Origin of the sequence: Pseudoxanthomonas sp. PXM02 (genome assembly GCF_014851805.1) — a bacterium.
In the GTDB taxonomy this organism is placed as follows: domain Bacteria; phylum Pseudomonadota; class Gammaproteobacteria; order Xanthomonadales; family Xanthomonadaceae; genus Pseudoxanthomonas_A.
In genome coordinates this window covers 1,438,011-1,453,662 of sequence record NZ_JACVAK010000001.1, presented here as the reverse complement: position 1 = coordinate 1,453,662, position 15,652 = coordinate 1,438,011, and the positions used below count along the sequence as shown (strand labels likewise).

Genomic DNA, 15,652 nt, shown 5'->3' with positions numbered 1-15,652 from the left:
TCAGCCGGCGTCAGCACGCCACGCCGCCGGCGTTTCGTTGGTGACGACTTCCGCGCGCGCCCGTGCGGCTTCCAGCGGACGGATCTCCAGCGTCAGGCCGAACGCGAGGCAGGGATTCTGCGCGGCGATCTGCGCGGCGTGGTCCAGCGAGTCGGCGACGATGAACCAGTAGCCGCCCACCAGCTCCTTCGCCTCGGCGAACGGTCCGTCGGTGATCCCGCTGCGCGACACCTGCTTGCCGCGGTGCTCCAGCCGGCTGCCGGGCTTCAGCACACCGTCGGCCAGCCCTTGCTCGTACCAGACGTAGAAACGGTCGATCGCGTCCTGCACGTCTTCCTTCGAGGCCGATTCGTCCCACTGGCCGCGGGAGATGAGGAGGTAGTCGGAGGTTGTCATGGGAGCGTCCTGGAGGAGGGTTCGCCGGCGTTCCGCGCCAGCGCATGATGCCGGAACAGGAGGAAGGCCAGGCGCTTCCGGCAGGCCGCGCAGTACAGGTCCTGGGCGATGTACGGGTGCGCGACCCGTCGGATCAGCTGCAACGGGTAATCGGGCAGGGGTCCTGCGGGCAGGCCCCAGTAATCGGGGAGGTAGGAACCGAAATCCGCATCGCAGAAATCGCAGAGCACCAGCTCGCGGCCCCACAATTCGAACACGTGGTACTCGTGCTCACCACGCCGGCACTCGTCCAGCTCGCGAGGGACATGCCCGCAGTCGAAGCAGGGCGCCACCTCGATGCGGCTCAGCGGGCCGCAACACACGGGGCAGTCGTTCACGGGGCGGCCTGCTCATAGACCCAGAAGCCCAGCGCGATCATGGCGATCCAGAACACCAGCCCGGTCAGGATCGCCGTTGCGTCGTCCGGCTCGTGCCGCGGACGGATGAGCCGCAGGATCAGCGCGCCGGTGCCGCGCAGCAACCACTCGACCACGATCTCGAAAACAACCCGCGCGATGAAGCGGAACACGCCGCCCAGCGCTTCGCCTGCGATGTCTCCCAATGGCATGCGCGCTCCTCTGTCCCTGTCGGACGATTATGCGTGTTCGATGGCGGCCCGCAGCAGCAGGCCCCACAGGCCGAGCACGGCGAGGAAGTTCACCGTGAACACCAGGCCGCGCAGGCGCACGTTCGTCGTGAGCACCTGCACGCCGCTGTGGAGCAGGCGGCCGCCGACGAAGGCCCAGGCGAATACGACCGCCGTCGTGCCGGTGCCCAGCAGCATCAGCAGCACGCAGGCGATGTGGAAGAACAGCGGCCACTCGAACTGGTTGGACAGGTTGGCGCTGATGCGCGGCTCGATCTTCGCCCACGGATTGCTGCCGTCCGCGCGACGGCCGATGCCCCAGATCGCCGGGGCACGCGCGACGGTCAGCAGGACGTAGAGGAAGGCCGCGAGCGCGATGTGCGCGGTCATCGGCAGAAGCAGCGTCGTGTCCAGGGCCGTCGCGCCGATGGTCATGCCAGGGGTCCGTTCGCCACGTAGGCCGCGCCGAGCGCAGCGAACAGACCCAGCAGGATGACCAGGCCGAAGCGGAGGCGGAACGGGATGTCCGGCTTGCCGTAGCGCTGTTCGGCCAGCCGGCGATCCAGTCGCCAGCCGTGGTGGCACTCGGGACAGGCCAGTTGGTAGCGCCTGCCGTAGACGAAGCCGAACAGCAGGTCGAATTCGCCGTACTTGTAGGTGAGCTGCGGCTGGAAGTCGCGCTCCTGGTCGCAGCGCGGGCAATGCTGCGGCTCGGGTTCGCCCACCGGCACCACGCGTTCGCCCTGGCCGATCATGAACATCATGCGTGCAGTCCTGTTGCGGGCATGCCGGTTACTCGGAAGTCGACGGGATTCTGTGGGGGTGCCGCGATGGCGTCAAACCCGCAAGAACAGGCCCGGGTGGAGCCGGGCAATGGTGGCGATTCAGTCGCCGCCGTCGCCGCCGCCCCCACAGCCGTGCTCTCCATCGGGCTTTCCGTCCACGGCGCAGGGGCCATCGACGAAGGCCGTCCTGTCCAGGCCAGCGGCTTCGTCGCGCGATTGCGATGCCAGGAAGACGAAGCAGACGATGGCGCCCACCACGGGAATCAAGCAGACCGCGAGGATCTGAAGGGTGCGCTGCGAACCGTTGAAGAACGGGCTGCGCAGGATGGCGACGGACGTGACGATGTTCAGCGTCGACAGCAGCACCAGGGCAACGATCAGCATGAGTGTCATCGAATTTCCTTAGCGGGAGCTGGAATCACGCCATGTCGCGCTGGGCGGGGGGCGGAGCCGCGTCAGGCCGGATGAAGCCCGTGATCGCGATCCAATGCCTGCTCAGCCTGAGGGGAATGAGAATCGCAGCGACCAGGCCCGCCGCAAAGGAGATGATCGGTGCACCCTGCTCCGCGAGAACGAAGATGGTGTTGCCGAGCACCACATGCCCACGATCGTGCAGGTCGGGAGCGATGAACGTCTTGAAGATATCCAGCGGCAACAGCAGAGCACCTGCCAGCATGATGAAGCCGTAGCTCAACAGAAGGCAGACCAGCGCGAATGAGCGCCGGTACGCCGTCGGCATCCCGGATCGCCACGCGATCATCCATGCAATCCACGCAGGTAGCAGAACCACGATCACCACGGCGATGGCGGCCAGACCGGTCACTGAGGTAATGAAGATCAGATCTGTGTCCATGGAGGCTTTACGTTCGAGGGGTGAGGCAAGCGTGGCCCGGGTAAGCGTAGCGCACCCGGGAGGTTTTACAGGCAACGGACGGGATCCCCTGGGCGTGTCCGTCGGCCTTGCCCGGGCGACGACGGGCTGCGGTGCGGTACGCCATAGGTTGGGGTGAGCTTGCGAACCCCAACATGCGGGGACGATGATGAGTCATGGACTATCGACGCACCCGCCAGGAAGGCGGCACGTATTTCTTTACCGTCAACCTCGCTGATCGTTCCAGCACCTTGCTCGTGGATCGCATCGATGATCTGCGCAATGCGGTTCGCACCGTCAAGCGACGGCATCCCTTCGATATCGTGGCGTGGGTCGTGCTGCCAGACCATCTGCATGCGGTCTGGACGCTGCCCGAAGGTGACGGCGACTGCGCTACCCGCTGGATGTTGATCAAGGCCGGGTTCTCGCGCGCCGTTCCAAAGGGAGAGCGGATAAGCGCCACGCGTCTTCGCAAGGGCGAGCGCGGGTTATGGCAGCGCCGGTTCTGGGAACACCTGATCGTCGACAAAGCCGATCTTGGGCATCATGTGGACTATGTGCACATCAATCCGGTGAAGCATGGTCATGTTGTGCGTGCGTCGGATTGGCCGTACAGCTCCATCCACCGCCACATTCGATCCGGCGTGATGTCGATGGACTGGGCGGCGCAGGTGGATCGGAGCTCGCTTGTCGGTGAGGGATGACGATGTTGGGGTTCGCGTTGCTCACCCCAACCTATGTCGTTCTGAACTTCCGGATCACGCTTCCGCGAACGCCGGCCGCGTCAGGTTGTCCGCATCGCCGTCCGTGCACCGCACTTCGTCTTCGATGCGGATGCCGCCATAGGGACGGAACGCGTCGACGCGTGCCCAGTCGATGCTGGCGGCGTGGCCGTTCTTCTTCACCTCGTCCAGCAGCATGTCGATGAAGTACAGGCCCGGTTCGATCGTCACCACCATGCCGGGTTCCAGCACGCGGGTCATACGCAGGTAGGGGTGGCCGGCGGGACGCTCGATGCGGCCGCCGCGGTCGCTGGCGGCGAAGCCGGCGACGTCGTGCACCTGCAGGCCGATGGGATGGCCCAGGCCGTGCGGGAAGAATGCCGCGCTGACGCCGGTGGCGACCGCCGCTTCCGGCGACACCGTGATGACGCCGAAGTCCTTCAGGATGCCCATCAGCGTGTGGTGTGCCTGCACGTGCAGCTGCTTGTAGTCCACGTTCGCGCGGACGCCGGCGCACATCTGCTGCTGGGCGGCGTCCACCGCATCGATCAACGCCTGGAACTCGCTGCCGGTGTCGTAGGCGTACGTGCGGGTGATGTCGCTGGCGTAGCCGTGGAAGCTGGCGCCGGCGTCGATCAGGAAGCTGCGAAGCGGATCGGGCGCCACGCGCTGCAGCTCCATGTAGTGCAGCACGGCGGCGTGTTCGTTGAGGCCGATGATGTTGCCGTAGGGCAGGTCGTTGGCGTCCTGGCCGACGGCGGCGCAATAGGCCATGTGGATGCCGAACTCGCTCTGGCCGGCACGGAAGGCCGCTTCCGCCGCGCGATGCCCGCGCACGGCCAGGCGCTGCGCCTGCCGCATCAGCGCGATCTCGTAGGGCGTCTTGTACGAGCGCTGGTATTCCAGGTACTGGATCACCGGCTCGGGATTGTTCGGCACGTGCCCGCCGAGCGCGCTCTGCGGCTCGCCGAGGATGGCGCTGTGCGTTGCGGTGGGCAGCAGCGGGCCCGCGTCTTCCGGCGTGCGGATGATGTGGATGTCGAAGTGGTCCACCCACCAGCCGCTGGGCGCATCCGGCACCACGTGCCAGTAGTCGAACGGCTGGTAGAAGATCACCTTAGGCCGCTCGCCCGGCGTGTAGACCAGCCAGCTGTAAGGCAGGCGCGTGAGCGGCAGCCAGGCCTTGAACTGCGGATTCACCGCGTACGGGTAATCGCGGTCGTCGAACACCTGCCAGTGCTGCGTGCCGCTGGGCACGACCAAGTGGTCGAAGCCGCCGCGCGCCAAGGCTTCGTCCGCACGGCGCTTCATCGCCGCCAGGTGGTCGGCGTACAGCGGGACGAGGTCGGTGTCGAAGGAGGCGGGGGCGTTCATGGCGGCGGCTCGTGCGAATGAGCCGCCATTTTGCCGCAATCGTCCGGCACGGGCGTTGCGCGGACGGTCGCCTTGCGCGCTATTCGGCTTCCGGGCCGGCGTTCACCCACTGGCGCAGGCGCTCCAGCGGTTCGCGGTCGATGGTCAGGAAGCGCAGGCCGGCGAAGGCCTGGCCGGGCGTGTTCGCGGCGGCGGACCACACCAGGTGCGCGCCCACGTCGATCGGCTGGTCCTGGCCGCGTTCGTCCTGCAGGTGGAAGCGCAGCTGGTACAGCGCATCGTCGACCACGGGTTCGGTGGCGACCAGCAGCATGCCGGATTCGGACAGGTTGCCCAGCCGGCCGATGACCTGTTCGGTCATCAGGTCGAACACCGGCACCGGTTTCGGCACGGCGCGCCGGCGGGCGCGGCGGAACTCGCGCATCATGCGGCGTCTCCTGCGGGTTCGCCGCTGCGGCCGGTGAGGCTGCGCAGCGCGTTGAGGGTGGCGTTCCAGGCGCGGTCGATCAGGCGGCCGCGGTCCTCGGTGACCACCTGCGCCTGGCCCTTGGCCATCAGGTGCGCCAGCGTGTCCAGCGAGTGTTCGCCGACGCGCTGGCCGCGCTGGTTGACGAACAGCGCATTGCCGGTGACCGGACTGAACCACGACAGGCGCTGGCGCTGCACGTCGCCCTGCTGGTTGCGGGTGAACTCGAACCACGTGCCGAACGGCAGCGAGCGCAGGTAGTCGTAGCACTCCTGTTCCTGCGGCGTGCGCGGCTGGGTGGGCTTCTTCTTGACCTCACCCTGGCCGCCGAGACGCGCGCGTGCTTTCAGGCGTGCGGTCAGCTCGGTGCGCGAAGTGCTCTCGTCTTCTTCGGCGCTGGACAGGCGGCGCGAGATCGCGGCCGCTTCGTCCTCGTGGTAGCCCACCTGCACCAGCGATTTCTCGATCTTGCTGGCCAGCGCCGGATCGGGCGGCTGGTTGGCCGTCGTGGCGGCGACGATTTCCAGCGTGGTCTGCAGCTGCTCGGCCCACTCCGTGGACGACTCGCCGTTGCGCAGCTGGGTCAGCGTGAGCACGTCGGCCCACGCCTGGCTGAGCAGCGCCTGCACGAACTTCTGCGGCTTGGCCTCGGCCATCGCCGACTCGATGGTGTCGGCCGCGCGCTGCTTGGCGATTTCCAGCCGGTCCTTGCCGCGCGCGGCTTCGATCTGCCGGCGTTCGGCCAGCTCGGCCTTGCGCGCCGCTGCCTGCAGGTGCTGCTGCACGTCGCGGTTGGCGTCTTCGAAGACGGCTTCGTCGCCCTCATACGTCTCGACGACGGTTTCGACGGCCTTGTGCAGTCGCTGCACCAGGTGCGGATCGACATCTTCGTCGCCCAGCCAGGTCGCGCCGGATTCGGCGACCGTATTGAGCAGGTCGCGCGCGGGATGCTGCGCGCGCAGGAAGAAGTTGCGGTCGCGCAGCGCGGCCTGTACCACTGGCACCTGCAGTCGCACCAGCATGTCGGCGGCGGGTGCATCGTGCTGCACTTCGCGCTCGATCTCGTTGTAGAGCAGGTCGAGCAGTTCGAAGGTGTCCGAATCCGCGCTGGCCAGCGCGGCGCCAGGGCCGTGCTTGGCGCGGACTTCAGCCAGCATCAACTGCTGCAGGTCCGCCACGGTGCGGCGTGGCTGGTCCGGTGCGCGCGCGGGCAGCGGCGCGGTCTGCAGCGTCTGCAGTGTGCTCAGTACGTCGGGCGTGGGCAGCAGGCGGCGCGGCGCACTCCCCGCGCCTCCGCTGGCCTGGCCACCCTGCGCGGCGGGGGCACCGCCAGCGCCTGCACCTGCATCCGTCATGGCTGGCGCGCCAGTGCCGTCGGCGCTTCCACCGGCGTCACCGGAGATCGAGTCGATGTCGCCCGCGCGGGCGAGCGCGTCCGCCTGCAGGCCACCGCGGCGGATGGAGAGCAGTTTCTGCAGGACTTCGAACGAGCCCGCCATGTCCTGCGATGCCTGTCCGGCCGTCGCCGCGCCCTCGGCCGGTGTGCCGGCTGCGGTACCCGCCGTGGCCGGTGCCGGCGCTGCCGTGCCCGGCGTGGTGCCGGTCAGTGCGCCCGCCACCGCCTGCAACTGTTCGGGCGTCAGCGTGGCCCAGTGCGACGCGCCGGCCTGGCTCTGCCAGGCGGTCATCGGGCGTGCGCCGCCGCGGGCTTCGTCGCTCGGCGGCCGCACGACTTCAAGGTTGCGCACGCGCCGCGGCATGTAGGCCAGGCCCGGCAGGATGCCTTCGCGGGCGAGGAACTGGTTCACCGTGTTGGCCCACTCGGTGTAGTTCAGCATCACCTTGTGGTCGAAGCTGCGGTACAGCACCAACTGCGCGTCGATGGACAGTTCCAGGCACGCAGCGGCGTCTTTCAGCAGGTGACTCAGGCGATGCGGGCCCAGCGGCAGGTTCTCGGCCTCGTAGGCCGGACGGCAGGCGAGTACACCGAAGCGCTGGCCCAGCATCAGGATCTGCGCATTGCCGCGCTGCTCGTGCCGGCGCGCGACTTCGCGCAGCACGATCTCCTCGTCCATCGCGGCGTCTTCGACCAGGGTCAGTGTCTGGTAGTCGAGCCGCACCTGCGCCTGTTCGCCTGCTGCGCGTGCGCTGCGGATGCCCGCCAGCTCCGCTTCCAGCGCGAACATGTAATGCGGGACCAGTTCGACCCGGTTCTTCTGCAGCGAGCGCAGGTCGACGAAGATCTGCGTCTGCGCGTGGTTGCTGCGGGCCTGTTCGGCCTGCTTGAACAGCTGCTGCTCGAACTCCACCAGCATGCCGTTCAACGCGGCGACGAAATCGGGGGTGATGTGGTCGAACAGGTTTTGCAGCACGCGCCGCACGCGCGGCGGCAGGGCCGACGATGCGATCGTGGTCGGCGCGGCAGCGGACGTCGGCGGTCGTGTCGCGGTCATCGGTGCAGTGGGCTCCCCTCTCTCCGCATCATTATCACACCCTGCATCGCCTGCGCACCCATCCGTCGCCGTGGCGCGGGCACTGCGGACGTCAGGTGTCCAGGAACAGTTCGATCACATCGTTGGTGAAGCGCCGGCCCAGCGCGGTGGGACGCGCATGGGTATCGGACACCTCCAGCCAGCCTGATTGCAAGGCCTGTTCCAGAGCGGGCGCGATGCTCGACAGCGGCAGTCCGGTCGTCGCGGTGAAGTCGGCCAGTGCAAAGCCTTCCTGCAGGCGCAGGGCGTTGAGCATGAACTCGAACGGACGCCGCTCGGGCGTGATGTCGTCGTCGCCACCGATGGCCGCCGGCGTACCGGCCGCGGCCAGGTAGGCCGTGGGGTGCTTGATCTTCCAGCGGCGCAGGACCTGCTGGGTGGCGCCGACGGTGATCTTGCCGTGCGCACCGGCACCGATGCCGATGTAATCGCCATAACGCCAGTAGTTGACGTTGTGCGCGCAGCGGCGCCCCGGGCGCGCGTAGGCGCTGACTTCGTAGTGCTGGTAGCCGGCGTCGGCCAGCAGCGCCTGGCAGTGCTCCTGCATGTCCCAGGCGTGGTCGTCGTCGGGAATGCCCTGCGGCGGCCGCGCGAAGAACACCGTGTTCGGTTCAAGCGTCAGCTGGTAGTGCGAAATGTGTGCCGGCTGCAGGGCGAACGCGCGCTGCAGGTCGTGTTCGGCCATCGCCAGCGTCTGCCCGGGCAGGGCGTACATCAGGTCGAGGTTGAAATTGTCGAAGCCGGCATCCTGCGCCAGCTTCACCGCGTACTCGGCTTCATGGCTGTCGTGGATGCGGCCGAGTTTCTTCAGGCTGTCGTCGTCGAAACTCTGGATGCCGAAGCTGATGCGGTTGATCCCGGCGGCGCGGTAGTGCTCGAAGCGGCCGTGTTCGGCGGTACCGGGATTGGTCTCCAGGGTGACTTCCAGTCCCGGCGCGAAACGCAGCCGGCTGCTCGCGCCCTGCAGGAAGCGGTCGATCGCCACCGGCGGGAACAGGCTGGGCGTGCCGCCGCCGAAGAACACGCTGTGCACGGTGCGTCCCCACACCAGCGGCAGGTCGTGGTCCAGGTCGCGCAGCAACGCGTCGACGTAGTCGTCGAACGGCAGTTCGCCCTTGCCCTGGTGCGAATTGAAGTCGCAGTACGGGCATTTGCGCACGCACCACGGCATGTGCACGTAGAGCGAGAGGGGCGGGGGAATCAGCATGGGTCAGGGCAGGTCGAGCAACCGTTGCTTCAGGCCGGCCAGCGCCTTGCCGCGATGGCTGATTCGGTTCTTCTCCGCCAGCGGCATCTCTGCCGCGGACTGCCCGTGCTGCGGATCGAAGAACACCGGGTCGTAACCGTGGCCGCCTTGGCCGCGGCGTTCATGCAGGATGCGGCCGCGCCACTCGCCTTCCACGATCAGCGGCTGCGGGTCGTGCGCGTGGCGCAGCAGCACCAGCACGCAATAGAAGTGCGCACCGCGTTGCTCGCCGGCGACGTCCTTCAGCGCGTCCAGCAGCTTGTCGATGTTGCGTTGCGCGTCGCCGTGGCCGCCGGCATAGCGCGCCGAATACAGGCCGGGTGCGCCGTTGAGCGCATCCACGCAGATGCCGGAGTCGTCGGCCAGCGCGGGCAGGCGGGTCTGCAGGCTGGCGTGGCGCGCCTTGATCAATGCGTTCTCGACGAAGGTGGTGCCGGTCTCGTCGGCGTCCTCCACGCCCAGGTCGGACTGCGCAACCAGTTCGATGCCGGTATCGGCCAGCAGGTCGCGGAGTTCTTCCAGCTTGCCCTGGTTGGAGGAGGCGAGGACGAGTTTCATGGTGGATCAGCCCTTGGGTTGCAGCAGGTCCCAGCGATTGCCGTAGGCATCGCGGAACACGGCGACAGTGGCGTAGATCTCTTCGCGCGGTGTCTCGAGGAACTCGACGCCCGCGGCCGTCATCCGTGCGTGATCGCGCCAGAAATCATCGGTCTTCAGGAAGAACCCCACGCGACCGCCGGTCTGGTCGCCGATGCGCGCGCGCTGTTCGTCGGTGGTCGCGACTGCCAGCAGCAGGTCGGTGGTGCCTTCGCCTGCCGGCGCCACGCGCACCCAGCGCTTGCCGCCGCCAAGGTCGGTGTCCTCGCGCAGTTCGAAACCCAGCGCATCGCGGTAGTGGGCGATGGCGCGGTCGTAGTCGTCGACCAGCAGGGTGACCAGGCTCAGCAGGGCCATGGCGTCAGCCCGCCAGCGCCGCGCGCTGGGCGGCGAACAGTTCGCCGATGCCCTTCTCGCCGAGCGCGAGCAGCGCATCCAGTTCGTCGCGACGGAAGGCATGGCCTTCGGCCGTGCCCTGCAACTCGATGAAGCCGCCGCCGTCGTTCATCACCAGGTTCATGTCGGTGTCGCAGTCGCTGTCCTCGGCGTAATCCAAGTCCAGCACCGGCTCGCCGCGGTAGATGCCCACCGAGACCGCGGCGACGGCGCCGTGCACCACGTCGCGCTTGATCTCGTTGCGGGCCTTCAGCCAGTTCACCGCATCCACCAGTGCGACGTAGGCGCCGGTGATGGCGGCGGTACGGGTGCCGCCATCGGCCTGCAGTACATCGCAGTCCAGGGTGATGGTGCGTTCGCCCAATGCGCCGCGGTCGACGCAGGCGCGCAACGTGCGGCCGATCAGGCGCTGGATCTCCAGCGTGCGCCCGCCCTGCTTGCCGCGCGAGGCTTCGCGATCGCTGCGCGTGTGGGTGGAGCGCGGCAGCATGCCGTACTCGGCGGTCACCCAGCCTTCGCCCTTGCCGCGCAGGAAGCCCGGCACCTTGTTCTCCACCGTCGCCGTGCACAGCACGCGCGTATGGCCGAAGCTGACCAGCACCGAGCCCTCCGCGTGGCGCGTGTAGTTGCGCAGGATGCTGACGTCGCGCATCTGGTCGGGCTGGCGGCCGCTGGGGCGGGAAAAGGACATGGGGGCATCCGCAATGAGGGGGGCGAAGTTTACCAGCCCGGCCCGCCGTGCCCGGCCGGCAGCGCGGGGGCTGCTAAGATGCGCCGCTCACTGGTCCGATGGGCACCTGCATGATCCGCAGCATGACGGCGTTCGCTACCGCCGAACGCGCCACCGACGGCGGCACGCTGGCGGCCGAACTGCGCGCAGTCAACCACCGCTTCCTGGAACTGGGCGTGCGCCTGCCGGACGAACTGCGCGTGCTGGAACCGGCGCTGCGCGAGCGCGTGGCCTCGCGCGTGTCGCGCGGCAAGCTGGACCTGACCCTGCGCCTGCGCGCGCCCGAAGGCGGCGGCGCGCTGCAGTTGAATCCCCGTGTGGTGGCGCAGCTGTCCGAACTGGCGCAGGACCTGTCCGCGCGCCTGCCCAACCTGCGCACCGAGCTGACCGACCTGCTGCAGTTCCCCGGCGTGCTGCAGAGCAAGGGCGTGGACATGGAGGCGCTGCAGGCCGAGGCGCTGGCGTTGCTGGACGCCGTGCTCGACCAGTTCGTCGCCGGGCGTGAGCGCGAGGGTGCCAAGCTGGTGGCGGCGATCCTGGAGCGCGTGGACGGCATCGCCGCGCTCGCGGCGGAGGTGCGCACGCTGATCCCGCAGATCCGCGCCGGCCAGCGGCAGAAGCTCGAAGCGCGCATGGCCGACGTGGCGCAGAACATGGAACAGGGCCGGCTGGAGCAGGAACTGGTGCTGTGGCTGCAGAAGCTGGACGTGGACGAGGAGCTCGACCGCCTCGACAGCCACGTCAAGGAGATCCGTCGCGTCTTCACCCAGAAGGAACCGCAGGGCCGCCGGCTGGACTTCCTGCTGCAGGAGTTCAACCGCGAGGCGAACACCCTGGGTTCCAAGTCCGTCGACATCCGCACCACCAACATCGCGGTGGAACTGAAGGTGCTGATCGACCAGATCCGCGAACAGGCGCAGAACATCGAATGAAGCGCGGAACCCTCTACATCGTCGCGGCGCCGTCGGGCGCGGGCAAGAGCAGCATCGTCAACGCCGTGCTGGCGCGCGACAACGAGATCGCGCTGTCCATCTCGTTCACTTCGCGCGCCGCGCGCCCGGGCGAACGGCATGCGCAGCACTACCACTTCATCAGCGCGGACGAATTCAAGGCGATGATCCGTGCCGGCGACTTCTTCGAGTACGCCGAAGTCCACGGCGACTGGAAGGGCACCGCGCGCCAGTCGGTCGAGCCGCAACTCGATGCCGGCAAGGACGTACTGCTCGAGATCGACTGGCAGGGCGCGCGCCAGGTGCGCGAGAAGGTGCCGGATGCGGTCAGCGTATTCATCCTGCCGCCTTCGCGCGATGCGCTGGAGCAGCGCATGCGTGCCCGCGGGCAGGACAGCGAGGAGGTCATCCAGCGTCGCCTGGCCGCCGCCCGCGAGGAGATGTCGCATTACGCCGAGTTCGATTACGTCATCGTCAATGACGTGTTCGAGGACGCGGTGGCGCAGATGCACACCATCTTCACGGCCAGCCGCCTGCGCCGGGAGGCGCAGGACGTGCGCCACGCGGACCTGATCGCCGCCCTGCTGGCGGAATAGCGCCGCGCCGGGCGGTTGTAGGAGGGGCTTCAGCCCCGACCGCACAGCCGCTGCGTTGACGGGATTTGGTCGGGGCTGAAGCCCCTCCTAAGACGATTCCGAAAATAAGTATTTGATTTTCAAGGAAAGGCTTGCATTGCCGGGGCCGGCTGCCTACAATCCCGGCCCCTTTCCGTATTCACTGGGCGACCTGCCGGTCGCCGGGAGCCCGCATGGCCCGCATCACCGTCGAAGATTGCCTGGAAGTCGTCAACAACCGTTTCGAGCTGGTCACCATGGCCGCCAAGCGCGCCCGCCAGCTGGCCAACGGCGTCGAGGCCCAGATCGACAACACCGAAGCGCAGGACAAGCCCACCGTGCTGGCGCTGCGTGAAATCGCCGCGCGCAAGATCGACAACGAGCTGATCGACCGCGTCGAGAAGGCCGAGCGCGAGCGCGCCGAACGCGAAGCGCTGGAGTGGGCCGCCGCCGAAGTGGTGGCCGACGACGACCTGTCGAAGGGCGACGACTGAGATCAACGTCATCTGACGTTCCCATCGGAACGGACGATCGCCGGAAAGCCCGCGAAAGCGGGCTTTCTGCATTTCCGGAGCCCGGATCCGCGTTGCCGTGGCGACGTGACTGGCATAGTCTGGCGGCATGAATTCAGGTCGCACCGCCAAGGCACTCCGCAGCCCCGCTTCTTCGCGTGACGAGGGCGTGCCGGAGTACGTGGTGCAGTTCGAGAAGATGGCGAAGTACCTGCCGAAGGAGCAGCTGCCGCTGCTGCGGCGGGCCTGGGAAGTGGGGGCGGCGGCGCACGCGGGGCAGACCCGCAAGTCGGGCGAGCCGTACATCACCCATCCCGTGGCGGTCGCCGGGGTGCTGGCCGAACTGGGGATGGACGCCGAGACGCTGATCGCGGCGATCCTGCACGACACCATCGAGGACACGCCGCTGACCGGCGCCGACATCGCGGCCGAGTTCGGCGAATCGGTCGCGGAACTGGTCGAAGGCGTCACCAAGCTGGACAAGCTGAAGTTCCGTGACCGCCAGGAAGCGGCGGCCGAAAGCTTCCGCAAGATGCTGCTGGCCATGTCGCGCGACCTGCGCGTGATCATGATCAAGCTGGCCGACCGCCTGCACAACATGCGCACGCTGGGCGCGCAGAGCGCCGAGGCGCGCGGACGCATCGCCCGCGAGACGCTGGAGATCTACGCGCCCATCGCGCAGCGGCTGGGCATGAACCTGGTCAAGTCGGAACTGCAGGACCTGGGCTTCCGGGCGCTGCATCCCTGGCGCCACGCGGTGGTCGAGAAACACATCCGCAGCCAGCCGGTGATGCGCCGCGAGTCCATGGCGCAGATCGAGGCCCACCTGTCGCAGCGACTGGCGAAGGAAGGCATCGAGCACCGCTTGGTCAGCCGGGTGAAGACGCCCTGGAGCATCTACAACAAGATGCGCGGCGAGGGTAAAAGCTTCGACCGGGTGATGGACGTGTTCGGCTTCCGCGTCGTCGTCGATTCGGTGCCGGACTGCTACCACGCGCTCGGCGCGGTGCATGCGCAGTACAAGCCGCTGGACGGGCGCTTCCGCGATTTCATCGCCATCCCCAAGGCCAACGGCTACCAGTCGCTGCACACCGTGCTGTTCGGGCCCTATGGTTCGCCGATCGAAGTGCAGATCCGAACCACCGAGATGGACCTGGTCGCCGAACGCGGTATCGCGGCGCACTGGACCTACAAGTTCGGCACCGATTCGCCCAACAGCGCGCAGAACCGCGCGCATGCCTGGATCGTGGAACTGATCGACAACCAGCGCGCCGCCGGCTCGTCGCTGGAGTTCCTCGACAACGTCAAGGTCGACCTGTTCCCGGACGAGGTCTACCTGTTCACGCCGAAGGGCAAGATCCTGTCGCTGCCGCGCAATGCCACTGCCTTGGATTTCGCCTATGCGGTGCATACCGACGTCGGCAACCAGGCGGTTGCTTCGCGCGTGGACAAGAAGCTGGTGCCGTTGCGCACCAAGCTGGCCAGCGGACAGAGCGTGGAGATCATCACCGCCAAGTCCGCGGCCCCGAAGCCGCAGTGGCTGGAATTCGTGGTGACGAGCAAGGCGCGTACGGCGATCCGCCATCAGCTCAAGCAGCTGGAGCACGAGGACGCCGTGCAGCTCGGCCACCGCATGCTCGACCGCGCGCTGGAAGACCTCGACAGCTCGCTGGAGCGGCTGCCGCAGCAGCGCCTCGAAGCCTTCCTCACCGAGCACAAGTACCCGCGCCTGGAGGCCTTCCTCGCCGACGTGGCGCTGGGCAACTGGATGCCGTCGCAGGCGGCGCAGGCGCTGACGGCGTTCGCCGAGCTTCGCGCGGGCGGACACTCGAAGCATTCGCAGGAAAAGATCCTGATCACTGGCGGCGAGCGCGGCGTGGTCAGCTTCGCGCAATGCTGCCAGCCGATCCCGGGCGACGAGATCATGGGCTACCACACGGCCGGCAAGGGCATCGTGGTGCACCGTCTGGACTGCCCCAACGTCACCGAATTCCGCAAGTCGCCGGAGCGTTGGGTGCCGATCGCGTGGGATGCGAAGGTCACCGGTGACTACGACGCCGCGCTGCTGATCGACGTGGAAAACCGTCCCGGCGTGCTGGCGCAGGTCGCCGCCGCGGTGGCGAAGAGCCAGTCGAACATCGAGCGCGTCGAATATCTCGAGCGCGACATCAACGTCGCCGTGCTGCGCTTCTCGATCCAGGTGCGCGACCGCAACCATCTGGCGGAAGTGATGCGCCGGCTGCGACGCCTCAACGTCGTACACGGCGTGCGTCGCCAGTGACGTAGGGCGGGCCCAGGCCCGCCGTCGCGGTGATCCTGTAGGAGGGGCTTCAGCCCTGAGGCTTTGGGATCTGCCGATCGGATCGCGCAAAGAGCATTGGGGCTGAAGCCTCTGCTGCAACGCCGATCATTGCCGCTGCAATCCGAGTGGTCGCGATGGCGGGCCTGGGCCCGCCCTACGTAGAATCACGGGTTCTTACTGGAGCTCGCCCATGACCAAGCAGATCATCCACACCGACCAGGCGCCCGCCGCGATCGGGCCGTATTCGCAGGCCGTGCGAGCCGGCAACACGGTGTATTTCTCCGGGCAGATTCCGCTGGATCCGGCGAGCGGCAATCTGGTCGATGGCGACATCGCCGTGCAGGCGCGCCGCGCGTTCGACAACCTGAAGGCGGTCGCGGAAGCCGCGGGCGGTTCGCTCGACCGCATCGTGCGGCTGGGCCTGTACCTGACCGATCTGTCGCAGTTCGCCGCGGTCAATGCGGTGATGCAGGATTACTTCGCCGCGCCGTATCCAGCACGCTCGACGATCGAAGTTTCCGGCCTGCCGAAGGGCGCCGCGTTCGAAGTCGATGCGGTGATGCTGCTCGACTGA

Annotated in this window: 20 protein-coding genes; 6 read left to right on the top strand and 14 right to left on the bottom strand. The window is 67.7% G+C overall.

Going from position 1 to position 15,652, the window contains the following annotated elements:
- The 7 genes from IB225_RS07040 to IB225_RS07010 all read right to left on the bottom strand — a co-directional run bounded on the left by IB225_RS07040 (position 1) and on the right by IB225_RS07010 (position 2,659).
- Positions 1-396 (bottom strand): YciI family protein, encoded by a 396-nt coding sequence (locus tag IB225_RS07040; protein WP_192310465.1) that lies wholly within the window; start codon positions 394-396, stop codon positions 1-3.
- Positions 393-773 carry a hypothetical protein gene (locus tag IB225_RS07035; protein ID WP_225583299.1) on the bottom strand — a complete coding sequence of 127 codons (381 nt, stop codon included), beginning with the start codon at positions 771-773 and terminating at the stop codon, positions 393-395. Before IB225_RS07035 ends, IB225_RS07040 begins: the two co-directional genes overlap by 4 nt.
- On the bottom strand, positions 770-1,003 hold the full coding sequence (locus IB225_RS07030; protein ID WP_192310464.1) for a hypothetical protein: 234 nt from the start codon (positions 1,001-1,003) through the stop codon (positions 770-772). The genes IB225_RS07035 and IB225_RS07030 overlap by 4 nt, the downstream gene beginning before the upstream one ends.
- Before the next feature lie 27 nt (positions 1,004-1,030).
- Positions 1,031-1,456 (bottom strand): MAPEG family protein, encoded by a 426-nt coding sequence (locus IB225_RS07025; RefSeq protein WP_192310463.1) that lies wholly within the window; start codon positions 1,454-1,456, stop codon positions 1,031-1,033.
- Positions 1,453-1,785, bottom strand: coding sequence for a hypothetical protein (locus IB225_RS07020; RefSeq protein WP_345776578.1), 333 nt, complete (start codon positions 1,783-1,785; stop codon positions 1,453-1,455). Before IB225_RS07020 ends, IB225_RS07025 begins: the two co-directional genes overlap by 4 nt.
- A gap of 120 nt (positions 1,786-1,905) precedes the next feature.
- Positions 1,906-2,199, bottom strand: a complete 294-nt coding sequence (locus IB225_RS07015; protein ID WP_192310462.1) for a hypothetical protein — start codon at positions 2,197-2,199, stop codon at positions 1,906-1,908.
- A 25-nt stretch (positions 2,200-2,224) separates the two neighbouring features.
- Positions 2,225-2,659, bottom strand: coding sequence for a hypothetical protein (locus IB225_RS07010; protein ID WP_192310461.1), 435 nt, complete (start codon positions 2,657-2,659; stop codon positions 2,225-2,227).
- A gap of 194 nt (positions 2,660-2,853) precedes the next feature.
- On the opposite strand from IB225_RS07010, the gene IB225_RS07005 reads away from it, so the two are divergent.
- Positions 2,854-3,381, top strand: a complete 528-nt coding sequence (locus tag IB225_RS07005) for a transposase (protein ID WP_192310460.1) — start codon at positions 2,854-2,856, stop codon at positions 3,379-3,381.
- A gap of 54 nt (positions 3,382-3,435) precedes the next feature.
- Here IB225_RS07005 and pepQ read toward each other — a convergent pair whose 3' ends face one another.
- The 7 genes from pepQ to rph all read right to left on the bottom strand — a co-directional run bounded on the left by pepQ (position 3,436) and on the right by rph (position 10,661).
- Positions 3,436-4,773 (bottom strand): Xaa-Pro dipeptidase, encoded by a 1,338-nt coding sequence (pepQ, locus tag IB225_RS07000; RefSeq protein ID WP_192310459.1) that lies wholly within the window; start codon positions 4,771-4,773, stop codon positions 3,436-3,438.
- Positions 4,774-4,852: 79 nt separating this feature from the next.
- On the bottom strand, positions 4,853-5,200 hold the full coding sequence (locus IB225_RS06995; RefSeq protein ID WP_192310458.1) for a PilZ domain-containing protein: 348 nt from the start codon (positions 5,198-5,200) through the stop codon (positions 4,853-4,855).
- Complete coding sequence (locus IB225_RS06990; RefSeq protein WP_192310457.1) at positions 5,197-7,692, bottom strand: DUF1631 domain-containing protein; 2,496 nt, start codon at positions 7,690-7,692, stop codon at positions 5,197-5,199. The genes IB225_RS06995 and IB225_RS06990 overlap by 4 nt, the downstream gene beginning before the upstream one ends.
- A 91-nt stretch (positions 7,693-7,783) precedes the next feature.
- Positions 7,784-8,938, bottom strand: a complete 1,155-nt coding sequence (gene hemW, locus IB225_RS06985; RefSeq protein WP_192310456.1) for a radical SAM family heme chaperone HemW — start codon at positions 8,936-8,938, stop codon at positions 7,784-7,786.
- A gap of 3 nt (positions 8,939-8,941) precedes the next feature.
- Positions 8,942-9,535, bottom strand: coding sequence for an RdgB/HAM1 family non-canonical purine NTP pyrophosphatase (gene rdgB / locus IB225_RS06980; protein WP_192310455.1), 594 nt, complete (start codon positions 9,533-9,535; stop codon positions 8,942-8,944).
- Positions 9,536-9,541: 6 nt separating this feature from the next.
- Positions 9,542-9,931 carry a VOC family protein gene (locus IB225_RS06975; RefSeq protein ID WP_192310454.1) on the bottom strand — a complete coding sequence of 130 codons (390 nt, stop codon included), beginning with the start codon at positions 9,929-9,931 and terminating at the stop codon, positions 9,542-9,544.
- A 4-nt stretch (positions 9,932-9,935) separates the two neighbouring features.
- The gene (rph, locus tag IB225_RS06970; protein WP_192310453.1) at positions 9,936-10,661 is read right to left on the bottom strand and encodes a ribonuclease PH; all 726 of its coding nucleotides are present in this window, start codon (positions 10,659-10,661) and stop codon (positions 9,936-9,938) included.
- 110 nt (positions 10,662-10,771) lie between these two features.
- Between rph and IB225_RS06965 the strand changes: the two genes are divergently transcribed.
- The 5 genes from IB225_RS06965 to IB225_RS06945 all read left to right on the top strand — a co-directional run bounded on the left by IB225_RS06965 (position 10,772) and on the right by IB225_RS06945 (position 15,652).
- Positions 10,772-11,632 (top strand): YicC/YloC family endoribonuclease, encoded by an 861-nt coding sequence (locus tag IB225_RS06965; protein ID WP_192310452.1) that lies wholly within the window; start codon positions 10,772-10,774, stop codon positions 11,630-11,632.
- Positions 11,629-12,246, top strand: a complete 618-nt coding sequence (gmk, locus tag IB225_RS06960) for a guanylate kinase (RefSeq protein ID WP_192310451.1) — start codon at positions 11,629-11,631, stop codon at positions 12,244-12,246. The genes IB225_RS06965 and gmk overlap by 4 nt, the downstream gene beginning before the upstream one ends.
- Before the next feature lie 212 nt (positions 12,247-12,458).
- Entirely contained in the window at positions 12,459-12,758 is a 300-nt protein-coding gene (gene rpoZ, locus IB225_RS06955; RefSeq protein ID WP_192310450.1) for a DNA-directed RNA polymerase subunit omega, read from the top strand.
- A gap of 127 nt (positions 12,759-12,885) precedes the next feature.
- Entirely contained in the window at positions 12,886-15,057 is a 2,172-nt protein-coding gene (locus IB225_RS06950; protein ID WP_192310449.1) for a bifunctional (p)ppGpp synthetase/guanosine-3',5'-bis(diphosphate) 3'-pyrophosphohydrolase, read from the top strand.
- 211 nt (positions 15,058-15,268) lie between these two features.
- On the top strand, positions 15,269-15,652 hold the full coding sequence (locus IB225_RS06945; protein WP_192310448.1) for a RidA family protein: 384 nt from the start codon (positions 15,269-15,271) through the stop codon (positions 15,650-15,652).